Origin of the sequence: Hydrogenophaga sp., from assembly GCF_018780075.1 — a bacterium.
GTDB lineage: Bacteria > Pseudomonadota > Gammaproteobacteria > Burkholderiales > Burkholderiaceae_C > Hydrogenophaga.
This window is the reverse complement of record NZ_JADMKB010000044.1, coordinates 1-15,713: the sequence shown is the minus strand read 5'-3', so window position 1 is coordinate 15,713 and position 15,713 is coordinate 1. Positions and strand designations below refer to the sequence as shown.

At 69.2% G+C, this 15,713-nt stretch carries 11 protein-coding genes; 5 read left to right on the top strand and 6 right to left on the bottom strand.

Going from position 1 to position 15,713, the window contains the following annotated elements; genetic code table 11:
• Positions 1-25: 25 nt before the first annotated feature.
• Positions 26-850 (top strand): metal ABC transporter permease, encoded by an 825-nt coding sequence (locus IV088_RS10125; protein WP_291101527.1) that lies wholly within the window; start codon positions 26-28, stop codon positions 848-850.
• A 16-nt stretch (positions 851-866) separates the two neighbouring features.
• A complete protein-coding gene (locus IV088_RS10120; protein ID WP_291101378.1) occupies positions 867-1,805 on the top strand; it encodes a metal ABC transporter substrate-binding protein in 939 nt (312 codons plus the stop codon).
• Between the two features lie 56 nt (positions 1,806-1,861).
• Here the strand turns inward: IV088_RS10120 and IV088_RS10115 are convergent, their stop codons facing one another.
• Positions 1,862-7,606 carry a DUF4347 domain-containing protein gene (locus tag IV088_RS10115; protein WP_291101375.1) on the bottom strand — a complete coding sequence of 1,915 codons (5,745 nt, stop codon included), beginning with the start codon at positions 7,604-7,606 and terminating at the stop codon, positions 1,862-1,864.
• 278 nt (positions 7,607-7,884) lie between these two features.
• Here IV088_RS10115 and IV088_RS10110 point away from each other — a divergent pair, with 278 nt between their 5' ends.
• Positions 7,885-8,763, top strand: a complete 879-nt coding sequence (locus IV088_RS10110) for an EamA family transporter (RefSeq protein WP_291101372.1) — start codon at positions 7,885-7,887, stop codon at positions 8,761-8,763.
• Between the two features lie 89 nt (positions 8,764-8,852).
• Here IV088_RS10110 and msrA read toward each other — a convergent pair whose 3' ends face one another.
• From msrA to IV088_RS10090, 4 genes are all read right to left on the bottom strand, one after another.
• Positions 8,853-9,386 (bottom strand): peptide-methionine (S)-S-oxide reductase MsrA, encoded by a 534-nt coding sequence (msrA, locus tag IV088_RS10105; RefSeq protein ID WP_291101369.1) that lies wholly within the window; start codon positions 9,384-9,386, stop codon positions 8,853-8,855.
• A 102-nt stretch (positions 9,387-9,488) separates the two neighbouring features.
• Positions 9,489-10,538, bottom strand: a complete 1,050-nt coding sequence (locus IV088_RS10100) for an XdhC family protein (protein ID WP_291101367.1) — start codon at positions 10,536-10,538, stop codon at positions 9,489-9,491.
• Positions 10,539-10,549: 11 nt separating this feature from the next.
• Complete coding sequence (locus tag IV088_RS10095) at positions 10,550-12,757, bottom strand: xanthine dehydrogenase family protein molybdopterin-binding subunit (RefSeq protein ID WP_291101525.1); 2,208 nt, start codon at positions 12,755-12,757, stop codon at positions 10,550-10,552.
• Positions 12,758-12,813: 56 nt separating this feature from the next.
• Positions 12,814-13,287: a (2Fe-2S)-binding protein gene (locus IV088_RS10090; RefSeq protein ID WP_291101363.1), complete on the bottom strand. Its 474-nt coding sequence runs from the start codon at positions 13,285-13,287 to the stop codon at positions 12,814-12,816.
• Positions 13,288-13,485: 198 nt separating this feature from the next.
• On the opposite strand from IV088_RS10090, the gene IV088_RS10085 reads away from it, so the two are divergent.
• Positions 13,486-14,418, top strand: a complete 933-nt coding sequence (locus tag IV088_RS10085) for an AraC family transcriptional regulator (RefSeq protein WP_291101360.1) — start codon at positions 13,486-13,488, stop codon at positions 14,416-14,418.
• Positions 14,419-14,535: 117 nt separating this feature from the next.
• Here the strand turns inward: IV088_RS10085 and IV088_RS10080 are convergent, their stop codons facing one another.
• Positions 14,536-15,420: a LysR family transcriptional regulator gene (locus IV088_RS10080; RefSeq protein ID WP_291101357.1), complete on the bottom strand. Its 885-nt coding sequence runs from the start codon at positions 15,418-15,420 to the stop codon at positions 14,536-14,538.
• A 108-nt stretch (positions 15,421-15,528) separates the two neighbouring features.
• Between IV088_RS10080 and IV088_RS10075 the strand changes: the two genes are divergently transcribed.
• A partial coding sequence (locus IV088_RS10075) for an acyl-CoA dehydrogenase family protein (RefSeq protein WP_367171579.1) occupies positions 15,529-15,713 on the top strand: 185 nt, incomplete at its 3' end.

Below are 15,713 nucleotides of genomic sequence, written 5' to 3'. Positions count from 1 at the left end.
CGGCCCCCTGGTCGAGTTCGGCTTCATGCGCCACGCGCTGCTCGGCGCCGTGGCGCTCTCGCTGAGCGCCGCGCCCGTGGGCGTGTTCCTGATGCTGCGGCGCATGAGCCTGACCGGCGACGCCATGGCCCACGCCATCCTGCCCGGCGCGGCCATCGGCTACCTGGTGGCCGGGCTCTCGCTCACCGCCATGACCATCGGCGGCATCGTGGCCGGTCTGGCGGTGGCCGTGGGCTCCGGGCTGGTGACGCGCAACACCGTGCTGCGCGAAGACACCAGCCTCGCCGCCTTCTACCTGCTCTCGCTGGCGCTGGGCGTGCTCATCGTCTCGGTGCGCGGCAACAGCGTGGACCTGCTGCACGTGCTGTTCGGCACCGTGCTCGCGCTGGACGACGCGGCGCTGGGGCTGCTGGGCGGCATCAGCGCGGTCACGCTGGCCACGCTCGCCCTGCTCCACCGCCCGCTGGTGCTCGAGTGCCTGGACCCGGGCTTCCTGCGCCAGGTCAGCCGCTGGAGCCCGGTCGCGCACCACGGGTTTCTGGGCCTGCTGGTCATCAACCTCGTGGCCGGCTTTCACGCGCTGGGCACGCTCATGGCCGTGGGCATCATGGTGCTGCCCGCCGCCACCGCGCGCCTCTGGGTGCGCCGCCTCGGCCCCCTGCTGCTGCTCGCCACCGCGCTGGCCCTGGCCGCCAGCGTCGGCGGCCTGCTGCTCTCGTACCACGCCGACCTGCCCACCAGCCCGGTGATCGTGCTCGGCCTGGGCGCGGCCTACCTGCTGTCGATGTGGCTCGCGCCGCACGGCGCGCTGCGGCACCAGCGTCCCGCCGCTTCCCATCTCAACGCCTGAACCTCAAGGAGCTTTCATGAACCCCTCATTGCGCCACCACTTCCTGGCCACCGCCATCGGCCTGGCCACCCTGGCCCTCAGCCCCGCGCTGCGGGCCCAGACCACGGCCCCCGTCCAGGCCGTGGCCAGCTTCAGCATCCTCGGCGACCTGGTGAAGCAGGTCGGCGGGGACCGCGTCGCGGTCGATGTGCTGGTGGGCCCCGGCAGCGACGCCCACGTGTTCCAGCCCACGCCATCGCAGGCCAGACGGGTCGGCCAGGCGCAGATCGTGTTCTCCAACGGCCTGGGCTTCGAGGGCTGGATGGGCCGCCTGCTGGGCACCGCCGGCCACAAGGGGCGCCATGTGGTCGCCAGCCGCGGCATCCAGCCCCTGCACGCCGAAGGCGGGCACGACCACCAGGCCAAGGGCGGACACCACCACGAAGCGGCCGACCCGCACGCCTGGCAGAGCGTGTCCAACGTGATGGTCTACGTGGGCAACATCGCCAGGGGGCTGTGCGAGACCGATGCGGCCGGCTGCGACACCTACCAGCGCAACGCCGCCACCTTCAGCGCCGAGCTCAGGGCGCTGGACGCCGACATCCGCGCGCAGTGGGCCGCCATCCCGGCGGCGCAACGCAAGGTCATCACCTCGCACGACGCGTTCGGCTACTACGCCAAGGCCTATGGGGTGACGTTCCTCGCGCCGCAGGGCGTGAGCACCGAGAGCGAAGCCTCGGCCAAGGGCGTGGCGCAACTGGTGCGCCAGATCAGGAAAGAACAAATCAAGGCGCTGTTTGTGGAGAGCATTTCAGACCCGCGCTTGATCGCGCAGATCGGCCGTGAGACGGGGGTGCGACCGGCGGGCGAGCTGTTTTCAGACGCCCTGTCGGACGCCAAAGGCCCGGCCCCCAGCTACCTGGCCATGATGCGGTTCAACACCACCGCGCTCACCCAGGCCGTCCGGGGGCTCTGAGCCCACAGGGCGCTGTCCGGCAGCGGTCTCAGCCTCCGCCGGTGAGCGGCCCACCGTCAGCCGCGCGCCGCGGCCCGCGTGATCGGCCGCTGTGCGGGCCACTGGGCCCACTTGGCCAGCTGGGCCTTGAAGCCCATGGCGGCGTGGGGCAGGACGGCCACCTCGCTGCCCTCGTCGTCACCCTCGTCGTCGCCCTCGTCCGGTGTCTCTGCCTCCAGGGACAGCAGGTCGAACACGTCGGTCGACGCCATGGGGGTGCTCCAGTGCGCGGCCTGCGCACCTGACGTTTCGCCGCCCACGTGGTCCTGGGTCCAGTCGGTGGTCGTTTCGACACCCGCGGTGATCAGCGCATCGGCAGGCACCGGCGCCGCCAGGGTCGCGCTGGTCAGCGACAGCCGGAAGGCGGCCTCCAGATCGAACATCCTGACGCCCTGGAGCGGCGGCTGGCCCTCGGGCCCGACGCCGACCGCCACCGTGTCGGCGACCGGCTCGCCGAGTTGCACGGTCGCGGTGGCCCCACGGGCCGGGGTCCCGGTGAGCGCCACAGCGCCGCCGCCCGCGGCGGTCGCGTGGCTCACCACCACCGGCGACACTGGCGCAAGCACCGGGGTCATCGCCTCCGGGGCCACCACCACCGCATTCACCGGCGCGTCGGAGGCGCTGGTGTCGGCCACCGGGCTGTTCACAGGGTCGCTCTCCAGCGAGCCCTGGTTCAGGGCGTACACCCAGTTGTTGGGCACCACCTCGTCGGCTTCCACCGTGCCGACCTGGGCCTCCAGCGACCAGTCGGCCCCCAGGGTTTCGTGCCCGGTCGTGTACAGCGACGCGGCCACATCGGCCACGGTGATGTCGGCCAGCAGGCGCATGGTGTCCAGCCCCATCTCGCCGGCGGCGAAGTCGCAGGCATAGATCAGGATGTCGCCGTTGAGCGTCAGCGATTGACCGATGGCCTGCAGCGACTGCAGTTGCCCGCCCTGCATCGACGCCGCGTCGACCACGCCGTTGCCCAGGATGAGGGTTCCCTCGGCGCCGTGGCTGATGACGTGGATGGCTTCGATGTCCGTGCGGCCGTACAGCGCCGCGGCGATCTGCGCCAGACCGTCGTCGTCCAGCGTTAGCATGATCACCTCGCGGCCGCCGGCCTGGAAGGCGTCGGGATCGGACACCCGCGGGTCCACGAACACGATCTCGTGGCTGCGGTCCACCGGGGTTTCACCGGAACCGGTGTCGCCCGGAACCACCGGCTCCGGGTTCACCCCCTCGACCGTCACCGTCACGGTGCCCGTGGTGCTGCCACCGAGCGCGTCGAGCAGGGTGTAGGTGATGGTGGTGTCGCGGCTCTGGCCCACGATCAGGTCGTCGAACTCGCCGTTGGGATTGAAGTGCAACTCCCCCAGCGCGTTCAGGGTGAAGATGCCGCCGTTGCTGCCCGCCTCGCCGTCGATGGTCTCGACCTGGAGGGCGTCGTTTTCCACGTCGCTGTCGTTGTTCAGCAGGCTGCCGAGCAAGGTGCCGGTGTCCGCCTGCACGGTGAAGGCATCGTCGCCAGCCAATGGGGCGTCGTTGACGCCGTGCACGGTCACGGTCACCGTGGCCACGGCACTGCTGCCCTCGCTGTCGTGCACGGCGTAGGTGAAGGTGGTGGTGCGGCTCTCGCCGGCGGCCAGATCGTCAAAGTCGCTGCCGGGGTTGAAGCTCAGCTCGCCGGCATCGCCCGTGCTGAGCGCGCCGCCGTTGTTGCCCTGCGGGTCTTGCAGCTCCACGAACAGCTCATCGCCTTCCGCGTCGCTGTCGTTGCCCAGCAGGCTGCCCAGTGGCGAGGCACCGTCCTCAAGCACATGGGCCTCGTCATCGACACCCAGCGGGTTGTCGTTGGCGCCGAAGACGGTGACCGTCACGGTCGCGGACGATTGCGCGCCGTGTTCGTCATACACCGTGTAGTTGAAGCTGGTGTCGCGGCTCTCGCCCACGGCCAGATCGTTGAAATCGCCGTTGGGGTTGAAGACCACCGCGCCACCGTCGTCCACGCTGAACAGGCCGCCGTTGCCGCCGGGCGTGCTGTCGAGGTTCAGGAGGATGCCGTCGCCCTCCAGGTCGCTGTCGTTGTCCAGCAAGCCGCCCAGGGTCGTGAGCCCGTCTTCGCTGGCGAAGAAGTGGTCGTTCACGCCGGTCGGGTTGTCGTTGAGACCATGGACGGTCACCGTGACGGTGGTCGAGGCGCTGCCGCCCTGGTCGTCGTGGACCGTGTAGTTGAAGCTGGTGTCGCGGCTCTCGCCCACGGCCAGATCGTTGAAATCGCCGTTGGGGTTGAAGACCACCGAGCCACCGTCGTCCAGGCTGAACAGGCCGCCGTTGCTGCCGGCGCTGCTGTTCATGTCCAGGTAGAGGCCATCGCTGTCGACATCGCTGTCGTTGCCCAGCAGGTTGCCCAGGGACATGACACTGTCTTCGTCGCCCACGAAGCTGTCGCCCACGGCCACCGGGTTGTCGTTGGCGCCGTTGACCGTCACCGTCACGGTGGCGGTGGAACTCGCGCCTTGCGAGTCATTGAGCGTGTAGGTGAAGCGGGTGTCGCGGCTCTCGCCCGCAGAGAGATCATCGAAATCACCGTTGGGGTTGAAGATCAAGCCGCCCGAGTCGTCGAAACCGAAGAACCCGCCCTGGTCGCCCGCCCCCAGATCGTTCACGTCTTGTTCGCCACGATCGTTGTAGAAAAAGTGAAGGTCGTTGAACTCGGCGGTGGCATCCGAGGGGTTGCCATAGATGTAGATGCGCACCGTGTAGCTGGTCTGGGGGCTCAGAAGGTGGCTGTCCGCTTCAAACTGGTCCCAGATGTAGCCGCCGGGGGCGGGGCTGCCGGGCAATGTGTGGCTGGCCGTCAGCGTCAGTGCCTGGGCGGAATCGCCTTCGGGCAGCAGCTCGATCGTCACGGTGTAGCCACCGCCCAGACCGTTCGAGTCGAGCACCCCGAAAGCCATGCTGGAGATATCGATGACCGAATTGAGGGTTGTGAACGACACGTCGATGTAGTCGTTGTTGTTTCGGGCCTCGGAAAGTGATGCGGAGGTCAGGCCCGACACATCGACCGCCTGGCGAAGGGTGTTGCCCGTGATCGTGAGGCCGCTGCCTGCGGTGAGAGACGACACACCCTGCACCACCCCACTGTCGACTTGGCGGGCCTCCGTGCCGCCTGGGGCGCCGTCACCTGAATTGGACGACCAGTTGGCCAGCACCTGACCGGAAGACAGGATGGGGAAGTCGGCGGGATCCAGTGCGCCACCGCGGTAGTAGTCGTAGCCCGTGACCTCGCCGTCGATGTCCCAGTCATTCTGGGTCACCAGGCCCAGAAAGATGGCCGTGTCCTCCGAGGTCTCGTAGTGGTCGTCCACGCCAACAGGCGCGTCGTTGACGCCGGTGACGGTCACCGAGACGGTGGCGGTGTCGTTGCCGCCCTGCCCGTCGCTGACGGTGTAGCTGAAGGTATCGACCGCGGTGTCCCCGGCGGCAAGGAACTGAAATTGCCCGTTGGGGTTGTAGACATAACTGCCGTCGCTGTTCATGGTCAGCAGGGCGCCAGAAGACAATGCCACGGGCACACCCGGTTCGAACGAGGTCAGGTTGACCTGCGTCACCGTCATGGGGTTGCCATTGGGGTCGCTGTCGGCGCCGTTGCCGTTGTTGAGCAGCACGTTGTCGCTCAGCGTGCCGTTGGCCGACACCGCCTCGCTGTCGTTCTGGGCCACCGGCGGATTGAGGTTGGGTGCCAAGATGTCCACGTCCACCGTGGCCGACGCCACACCGCCCAGCCCGTTGGAGATCTGGTAGGTGAAGGTGTCGTGAACGGCGCTGCTGCCATCGCCCGTGACGGTGACTTCGCCACCCGCACCAACCGTGAGTTGAACGCCCGAATCCAGGGTGATGACCTGCCCCTGGGTCACGGCCTGACCCTGAATGTGGGTCAGCGTGATGGGCGCTGCCGCCAGGTTGTAGTCGTTGGCCGTCAGGTCCACCGTGGCGGGCAGGTTGGTGGCGGTGGTGATGGTGTCGTTTTCCGCCACGATCGCGGTCTGGGCGGAGTCGGCACGCACGAAGAGCCAGGAGTCGTAGGTGGCGTCGCCGGTGTCGGCAATCGCCAGACGCAGCGTGTTCTGCTGACCGATGATCACGTCGAACACCAGCGGGATGGTGATGGTGAAGCCATCCATCTGGGTGTTGTAGGGGGCGCCAGTGGTCGTCCCTGTGTTCAAGTCCTCGACACCCGTGTTGTCCACGAACAGCGACTGGTTCTGCAGGTTGTTGACGCTGTCGATGCTGATGGCCGACTCGCCGCCCGAGGCGTTGGGCACCAGCGACTGGTTGACGCCGTTGACCATGATGGCCATCACGTCGTTGAAGCCACCGTTCACATACTCCAGGTACTCCTCGGAGCCGAACACCACCTCGATCGTCATGCGCACCACGTCACCCACCTGGGCACCGGGCGGAACGTCTGGCACGAAGGTGATGTCCAGGATCGCGGCATCAAAGGTGTTGAAACCACCGGACATGGCATTCAGATCGGCGTTGCCATCCACCCCGGAAGCGGCATCTTCGCCAAACCCCGTGATGGTGTTCGGACCGGCCACGCCCACGGCGTTCTCGGAGGTGGACAACAAGGCGCCCGAGCTGAAACCCAGCACGTTGCTGCCGAAGGTCACGCCAGAACCAGCCGTGAAGGTGCCCGACTGGTTGGAGCCGCCCTGGTAGGTGGCCGAGGTCACGGTGATGCCCGCGCCCATGATGGTTTCGGCCAGGCCGATGGCGCCGGTGGACCCCACGGGCGTGAAGGCGAAGTCCAGCGCATGGACCCAGCCAGTGGGGGCCAGTGCGGCCGCCTCTACCGTGCCCACGGTGCTCTCCAGCGACCAGTCGGCACCCAAGGAGGCATCGCCCGTGGCATCGACAGAGGCCGCCACATCGGCGCCGGTGATGTCGGCCAGCAGGTTCATGGCCTCCAGGCCCGACGCGCCCGAGGCGTAGTCGCAGGCGTAGATCAGGAGGTCGCCGTCGGCGCTGAGCGATTGGCCGATGGCCTGCAAATACTGCAACTGCGTGGTCTGGATGGAGTCGGCTGTGACCTGGCTGCTGCCCAGCGACAGGTAGCCGTCGCCACCGTGGCTGACGATGTGGATGGCGTCAATGCCGGTGCGGCCGTTGAGCGCGGTGGCGATCTGGGCGATGCCGTCCTGGTCCATCGACAGCACGATCACTTCGCGGCCGGGGGCTTCGAAGGAGGCCACATCGGGCACGCGCGCGTCGACAAACACCACCTCCACGCTGGGTGCCTCGGCGGGTTCAGGATTGGCAAGGGTGTCGGGTTCTTCGGCGGTGGTGCCGTCGGCCACCGCGTCTGCGGCCGCGGTGTCTTCGGTGGCGGTGTCCGCGGCGGGCTCGTCGTCTCCGGCGGTGGCCGGCGGCACAGGCGCTTCGGCTTCGCCCTCGCTCGCCGCGGCCTCTTCCGGCACCTCGGCCGGTTCGGTGGCGGCGGGCGCTTCGGCAGCGGCTTCTGTGGCCGCTGCCGGCTCGGCCTCGTCAACCACCGGCGCGTCGCTGGCGCTGTCCTGTTCGATCGCGGTGGTCACCATGGCACCGTCAAACAGCACGCGCGATTCGAGCACCATCGGGATGCCCGAACGCAGCGGTTCACGGCAACGGGCCACGCGCGTGGACGACGTGCCTGAGCGGTGGGACGAGGCGCATTCGGGCGCCGCCACATAACAACCCAGGCTGGCGTTCCAGATCGATCGGTGAGTCTTGTTCATGCCCAGGTCCTCTGCGCCGGTGCCCGACACTGCTCATTGCAGATCGTTGGATAAAGCCCCGGTACACACCTCACTTCGGCAGATCACGCCCCGTCTTGAACGATTGCGAGGGGAAAAAACCCAATAAAAACAAGAGTGAATGCTTTGGTTACAACTTGCCGCCGCCGGATGAAACCTCTTGACTGACCGGGCATGCGGGACACCCGCCCGAAACGGGTGACACGGGTCCATCGGCAGCCGCTCGGTACACTGAACGCCCTGTCCCACCGGAGCCCCGATTGCCGATCACCCACCTGTTTCTCGCCCTCGCGGTGGTGTTTGTCTGGGGCACCAACTTCGTGGTCATCCGCTGGGGCCTGGACGGCCTGCCGCCCTTTCTCTTTGCCACGCTGCGGTTCGCGTTGTCCGCCCTGCCCTGGCTGCTGTTCGTGCCGCGGCCCACCGCGCCGTGGCGCAAGATGGCCGCGTTCGGGGTGCTGCTGGGGGTGGGCCAGTTCGGCCTGCTGTTCCTGGCCATGCAGGGCCACATCTCGCCCGGGCTGGCGTCGCTGGTGGTGCAGATCCAGGTGTTTTTCACCATCGGCCTGTCGCTCGCGCTCATGGGCGAGCGCGTGCGCGGCTTTCAGGTGGTGGGTCTGGTGCTGGCCCTGGCCGGACTGGGCGTGATCGCCTTGCACCTCGATGCCGCCGTGGTCACCTGGCTGGGGCTGGGCCTGGTGATGTCGGCCGCCTTCTTCTGGGCCGGCGCCAACCTGGTGGTGAAGTCGCTCGGGCCGGTGAACATGCTGCACTTCATGGTCTGGAGCAGCGTGTTCGCGGTGCCGCCGCTGCTGGCGATTTCATGGCTGGTCGAGGGCCCTGCGCTGATGCAGAGCGCGGTCGTCCATGCCACGCCGCTGGTCTGGGCCAGCGTGCTCTGGCAGGCGCTGGGCAACACCCTCTTTGGCTACGGCGTGTGGAACTGGCTGCTCGCCCGCCACCCGGCCGCCACCGTGGCACCGCTGGCGCTGCTGGTGCCGGTCTTCGGCATGGGGGCGTCGGCGCTGTCGCTGGGCGAAAGCCTGCCGGGCTGGAAGCTGGGCGCGGCGGCGCTGGTGCTCGGTGGCCTGGCCGTGATCGTCCTCTGGCCGAGGTTGCGAGCCCGCCTGAGCACCTGAGCACCCACACGATCCGCCGCCGGGCCGCCCCAAGGCGGATCAGCCCCCTTGGGGGGCAGCGACCCGCGCAGCGGCGGAGCGTGGGGGCCCTACTTCGCCAGGCGCGCGAACGTCTTCCTGAACTTCGCCACCTTGGGTGCGGCCACGGCCATGCAGTAGCCCTGGTGCGGGTTGCGCTCGAAGAAGTCCTGGTGGTAGTCCTCGGCGGGCCAGTAGTTCGCCAGCGGCAGCAGCTCGGTCACGATGGGCCGGCCGAACGCGTTCTCGGCCGTCAACTCGTGAATCAGCGCCTGCGCGGTCTGCTGCTGTTCTTCGTTGGTGACGTAGATGCCGCTGCGGTACTGGGTGCCGCTGTCGTTGCCCTGCCGGTTCAGCGTGGTCGGGTCGTGGACCACGAAGAAGATTTCGAGGATCTCGCGGGTGCTGATGACCGCCGGGTCGTAGGTCAGCTTCACCACCTCGTTGCAGCCGGTCTCGCCGGTGCACACGTCTTCGTAGCTGGGCTGGGGCGCCTGGCCGTTGCTGTAGCCGGACTCGACGTCCGTCACGCCGCGCACTTCCTTGTACACGCTCTCGGTGCACCAGAAGCAGCCGCCCCCGAGCACGATGGTTGATGGGTTCATGGTGGACTCCTTGGCCCGCAGTATGCAGGCCATGGCAAGCACCCACGCCGGGCGGGGTCGGTTTCGGCGGCGCGACCCGCCGCCCGCCCCCTCACACCTGCTTCACACCGCGCAACTCGCGGGCAGCTCCACCGGCGATGCGCCGCCGCCCGGCTGCGCCGCCTTGCCCTCCGCCACCGGCACCAGCGCGGCCCGCTGAAGGCCGTTCTTCGCCGCCACCACCTCGGCCATGATGGACAGCGCGATCTCGGCCGGCGTCTTGCTGCCGATGTACAGGCCGGCCGGCCCGTGCAGTGCGTCCAGCGCGGCCTCGCCCAGGCCGAAGTGTTCGCGCAGGCGGTCGCGCCGCAGCGCGGTGTGGCGGCGCGAGCCGATGGCGCCGACATAGAAGGCCTCGGACTGCAGCGCGTCGATCAGCGCCAGGTCGTCGAGCTTGGGGTCGTGCGTGAGCGCCACCACCGCCGTGCGCGCGTCGGGCCGCAGGCGCAGCACCAGGTCGTCCGGCATCTCGTGGCTGAGGGTCACGCCGTCCAGCGACCAGCTGGCGCGCTGCTCTTCGCGCGGATCGCAGACGAAGACCTCGAAGTTCAGGCTCAGCGCCATCTGGCTCAGGAAGCGCGAAAGGTCGCCCGCGCCGATGAGGATCAGCCGGTGGCGCGGCCCGAAGTGGGTCACCAGCGCGTCATCGCTCAGCTCCGGCACGCCGTCGCGCCGGCCCGGCTGCAGCTCCACCGCGCCGCTGCGCAGGTCCAGCCGGCGCTGTGTGCTGCGGCGTTCCAGGTTGGCCTGCAGCAGTTCGGGCAGGCGCGTGTGGTCGGCCACCGGCTCCAGCACCAGCTCCACCGTGCCGCCGCAGGGCAGGCCGAAGCGGTGCGCCTGGTCGGCCGAGATGCCGTAGCGCAGCGTGGCGGGCCGGCCCTGGGCGCAGACCGTGTCCAGGCCTTCGTCGCGCACGCGGCGGATGAGGTCGTCCTCGATGCAACCGCCCGAGACCGAGCCCACCGTCTCGCCCCGGCCGTTGATGGCCATGAGCGAGCCCGGCGGCCGCGGCGACGAGCCCCAGGTGCGCATCACCGTCACCAGCAGCACCGACAGGCCCGCCGCGTGCCAGGCCTGCGCACCGCGCAGGACTTGGGTGTCCAGGTCTTCCATGGCGGGGCTCCTCAGGCCAGCTTGAACGGCAGCTCGCGCAGCGGCTTGCCCGTCAGGCGGCTGATGGCGTTGGCGAACGCCGGGGCCAGCGCCGGCAGGCCGGGTTCGCCCATGCCGGTGGGCGGCTCGGCGCTGGGCACGATGTGCACGCCGATGGCCGGCATGTCGGTCATGCGGGCCACGGTGTAGTCGCCAAAGTTCTGCTGCTCGACCACGCCGTCCTTGAAGGTGATGGCCGCGCCCGGCAGGCACATGCCCAGGCCCATCAGCGCGGCGCCCTGCACCTGCGCCTCCACCGTGCGCGGGTTGACCGCCAGGTTGCAGTGCACACCGGCCGTGACCTGGTGCAGCACGGGCTGGCCGTCCTTGACGGAGGCTTCAACCACGTAGGCCACCACCGACTCGAAGGACTCGTGCACCGCCACGCCCCAGGCGCGGCCAGCGGGCAGCTTCTTTTTGCCGTAGCCGCTCTTGTCGACTGCCAGCTGCAGGGCCGCGCGGTGACGCGGGTGCTCGGCGCCAAAGAGCTTCATGCGGTAGGCCACCGGGTCCTGGTTGGTTTCGCGGGTGATCTGGTCGATCAGCGTTTCCATGACGAAGGCGGTGTGCGTGCTGCCCACGCTGCGCCACCACAGCACCGGCACGTTGACCTTGGGGTGGTGCACCGTCAGCCGCATGGGCAGCGGGTACGGCGTGCGCATGCCTTCCACCGCGGTGGCGTCGATGCCGTTCTTGACCATCATGGGTTCGAAGGGTGAACCGGCGAGGATGGACTGGCCGACGATCACGTGGTCCCAGGCCAGCACCTTGCCTTGTGCATCAAACCCCACCTGCGCGCGGTGCAGGTGCATGGGGCGGTAGTAGCCGCCCTTGATGTCGTCCTCGCGGCTCCACAGCGTGCGCACCGGCGCGCGCAGGCCGGCGGCCTGGGCCGCCTTGGCGATGGTGCAGGCCTCCACCACGTAGTCGCTGGTGGGGATGGCACGGCGGCCAAACCCGCCGCCGGCGGACTGCACCAGCACCTTCACCTGCTCGGGCTTGAGGCCGAGCGTGCGCGCGGCGGCCATGCCGTCCAGGCCGGGCATCTGCGAGCCGACCCACAGCGTGGCGCCCTGTTCGCTCAGTTCCACCGTGCAGTTCAGCGGCTCCATGGGCGCGTGCGCCAGGTAGGGGAAGACGAACTCGGCTTCGATCTTTTTCGGGGCCCTCTTCTGCGGATCTTCCAGCGGCGCCATGTCGGCGTCGAAGTGTTTCGCACCGGGCTGGCCGGCCAGCTCGCGGTACTGCAGCAGCTGGCGGGCGCTGTCCACCTTCTCGGCTGCGGCGGTGTCCCATTCCAGTTTGAGCGCGTCGCGCGCGGTCTTGGCGGGCCAGTAGCCGTCGGCGATCACCGCCACGCCTTCGGCGCCACGGTCCAGCGGCACGCGCAGCACCGCCTTCACACCCTTGACGGCGCGCGCCGCGGCGTCGTCCACCGACTTCAGCTTCGCACCGAACACCGGCGGCCGCGCGATGACAGCCGTGAGCTGCCCGGGGCGGCGCACGTCGATGCCAAAGTCCTGCCGGCCGCTGCTCTTGGCGGCGGCGTCCAGCCGCGTGGTGGGCTTGCCGATCAGGCGGAACTGCTTCGGGTCCTTGAGCGTGACGCTGGCGGGCACGGGCAGGGCCATCGCGGCCTCGGCCAGTTCGCCGTAAGTGGCGCGCCGGCCACCGGCGCCGATGACCACGCCGTTCTCGGTGCGCAGGCCGGCGGCGTCCACCCCCCAGCGCGTGGCCGCGGCCTGCACCAGCATGGCCCGGGCGCGGGCGCCCAGCTCGCGGTACTGCGCGAAGCTGTTCTTGATGGAGTTGGAACCGCCGGTGATGTGCATGCCGAACAGCGGGTCGGCGTAAGCCATGTCGTTGGTGCCCAGCTGGCCGCGCACCTTGGACCAGTCGGCGTCCAGCTCCTCGGCCAGGATCATGGGCAGCGCGGTCTGCACGCCCTGGCCGAATTCGAGGCGGTTGACGGTCACGGTCACGGTGCCATCGGCCGCGATGGCGACGAAGGCGCCAGGCATCTGCGTGGGCTTGAGCGCGACGGGCGCGGCGGCAGCGCCCTGCGCCTGCGACAGCAGCGGAAACACGCCCAGCGCAAAGCCGCTGGCGGCGCCGAGCTTGAGGAAGGCGCGGCGCGGCAGTTCGGCCACGGGCGCCGGGTCCTGGTCGCGCGCCAGCATCAGTTGCAGGGCGCGCGGAAGTTCGTGTGTGGAGGCGTTGAACATGGTGTGCTCCTTCAGGCCAGGGTGCGGGCGGCGTCGGCCACGGCGGCGCGGATGCGGGCGTAGGTGCCACAGCGGCAGACGTTGCCGGCCATGGCACCGTCGATGTCGTCGGCACTGGGTTGCTTGCCGCGCGGCAGCGATTTCAGGAACGCGGTGGCGCTCATGATCTGGCCGCTCTGGCAGTAGCCGCACTGGGCCACGTCGTGCTTCACCCAGGCCGCGTGCACCGCCTTGCCGACGCGGTCGGTGCCGCCGGTGATGGCTTCCACCGTCGTGATCTTCTTGCCTTCGGCGGCCGAGATCGGCGTGACGCAGGAGCGGATCGCCTGGCCATCGAGGTGCACGGTGCAGGCGCCGCACAGGGCCGCGCCGCAGCCGAACTTGGTGCCGGTCAGGCCCAGCGAATCGCGCAGCGCCCAGAGCACGGGCGTGGAGGGATCGACGTCCAGCTGCTGTGCGCGGCCGTTGACTTGCAAGGTGGTCATGGGGGGTTCCTGGAAACGGGGTGGCGGGAATGCGGGGGTTCCCGCGGCCAGAGCCCCGGGATGGGCGCCAGTGTCGGCCAGGGCACCCGCCCGGCGTTAGCCTGAACCTGCGCCATGCTTGCCCAATCCTGCGAGCGCGCTGCACAAACGGGCAAGGGCCGATACCATGGCCCGCAGCCCAGACACCAGCACCCCACCATGCCCGATCCTTCCTCTCACCCACCCGCCACCGCCGCGCGCGCCTCCATCATCCGGCGTTTGATGGAGCGGGTGATCGACGGCCCGCCGCAGCAGACGCCGGAGATTCCGGGGCTGATGCTGATGCGCATCGAGCAGCCCTACCTGAACACCTGCAGCATCTACGAGCCCTGCGTGGCCGTGATCGTGCAAGGCAGCAAACGCCTCAAGCTGGGCGACGAGACCCTGTGTTACGGCGAAGACCGTTACCTGATCACCTCGATGGACATCCCGGTGAGGTCGGCGGTGATCGAAGCCAGCGCCGAGCGGCCGTACCTCGGGGTGGCCCTGCGCCTGGACTGGCGCGAGATCGCCTCGCTGATGCTGGAGTCGCCCGCGGCGCCCGCAGGCGCCGTGGCCCGCGACAGCCGCGCCATGACCACCGGCGCCCTCACCGCGCCCCTGCTCGAAGCCTTCGACCGCCTGCTCGCCCTGCTGGACCAGCCCGAACACATCCCGGCGCTGGCGCCGCTGATCAAACGCGAGATCCACTACCGCCTGCTCACGGGCGAGGCCGGCGCGCGCCTGCGCCAGATCGCCACGGTGGACACCCAGAGCCACCAGGTCGCGCGCGCCATCGCCAGCCTGAACGCCCGCTTCACCGAGCCGCTGCGGGTCGAGACGCTCGCCCGCGAATCGGGCATGAGCCTTTCGACCTTCCACCACCATTTCAAGACCTTGACGGCCATGAGCCCGCTGCAGTACCAGAAGCAGCTGCGCCTGACCGAAGCGCGCCGCCTCATGCTCTCCGAAGGCATGGAAGCGTCCACCGCGGCGTTTCGCGTGGGCTACGAAAGCCCGTCCCAGTTCAGCCGAGAGTACCGGCGCTCGTTCGGCGCCCCGCCGTCGAAAGACGTGGCCGATTTCCGGTGGCAGGAGCCTGTGCCGGCTTGAAGTGAGCACCCCCGCCGCGCTGTGCGCGACCCCCTCCAGGGGGCGATGCGGTGCGGCCCGGCGGAGCCGGTTCCGCCGCATCCTGGGCCAGGGCTTTCGCGCCGGAGCCGTGGGTTCTCAGCGCGCAGCCACCTCACGCACCGCCGCCAGGAACGCCCCCAGCGCCGCTTCATCGCGCCCGGTGCGCCAGAGGCAGTGCGTGTCGTAGGGCGCGAGCGGCTGGGCCAGTGGCACGAAGGCCACGCCGGGCAGGCCCGCCTGCTGCAGCGCGGCCGGCACCAGGCCCACGCCCAGGCCCTGAGCGATGACAGAGACCACGCTCAGCCAGTGCCGCAGTTCAAACGCCAGCGCCGGTTCAAACCCCGCGTCCGCACAGGCGGCGAGGATGCGGTCGTGGTAGTCGGGCGAGACGGCGCGCATCACGATGGCGAAGGCCTCGCCCTTCAACTGCTGCAGCGACAACACCGCCTCGCCCGCCAGCGGATGGCTTGAAGGCAGGCAGGCCATGAACGGCTGGCTGGACACGAGAATCTGAGAGAAGCCCGCTGGCACGCGCGTGGTGTGCACGAAGCCCAGGTCCAGCCGGTCGTGCACCAGCTCCACCAGCTGTTCGCTGCTGCTGAGTTCGCGCAGCGCCAGCCGCAGCTTGGGGTGCGCCGCGGCGAAGTCGCGCAGCACCTGCGGCAGGCCGCGGTAGAGCACCGTGCCGGCAAAGCCGATCTGCAGCTGCCCCGCCAGGCCCTGCCCCACGTCGCGCGCCTCGCGGGCGGCCGTGGCCGCCTGTTCCAAGAGCGCCTGCGCGCGCGGCAGAAAGGTCAGCCCGGCGGCCGTGAGCGCCACGCCGCGGCTGTTGCGTTCAAACAGGCGCGCGCCCACCGAGGCTTCGAGCTGCTGGATGTTGAGCGAGAGCGGCGGCTGCGTCATGGCCAGCCGCTGGGCGGCGCGGCCAAAGTGCAGCTCCTCGGCGAGCACGGTGAAACAGCGCAGGTGACGGAATTCCATGAATACAGGGTTTGTATTGATCAATCGGCAATCAATATTAGACAGCTATTCATGGGCCGCCGACAATCGCGCACCATCCCCTCTTCCAACCCGCCCCGGAGACACCCCATGGCCACCAGCAAAAACACCTTCAACTGGGAAGACCCGTTCCACCTGAGCGCCCAGCTGACCGACGACGAGCGCCAGGTGCAGGACGCCGCCCGCGCCTACTGCCAGGAAAAGCTGCTGCCCCGCGTGACCGAGGCCTTCCGCCACGAGAAGACCGACCCGGCCATCTTCCGCGAGATGGGCGA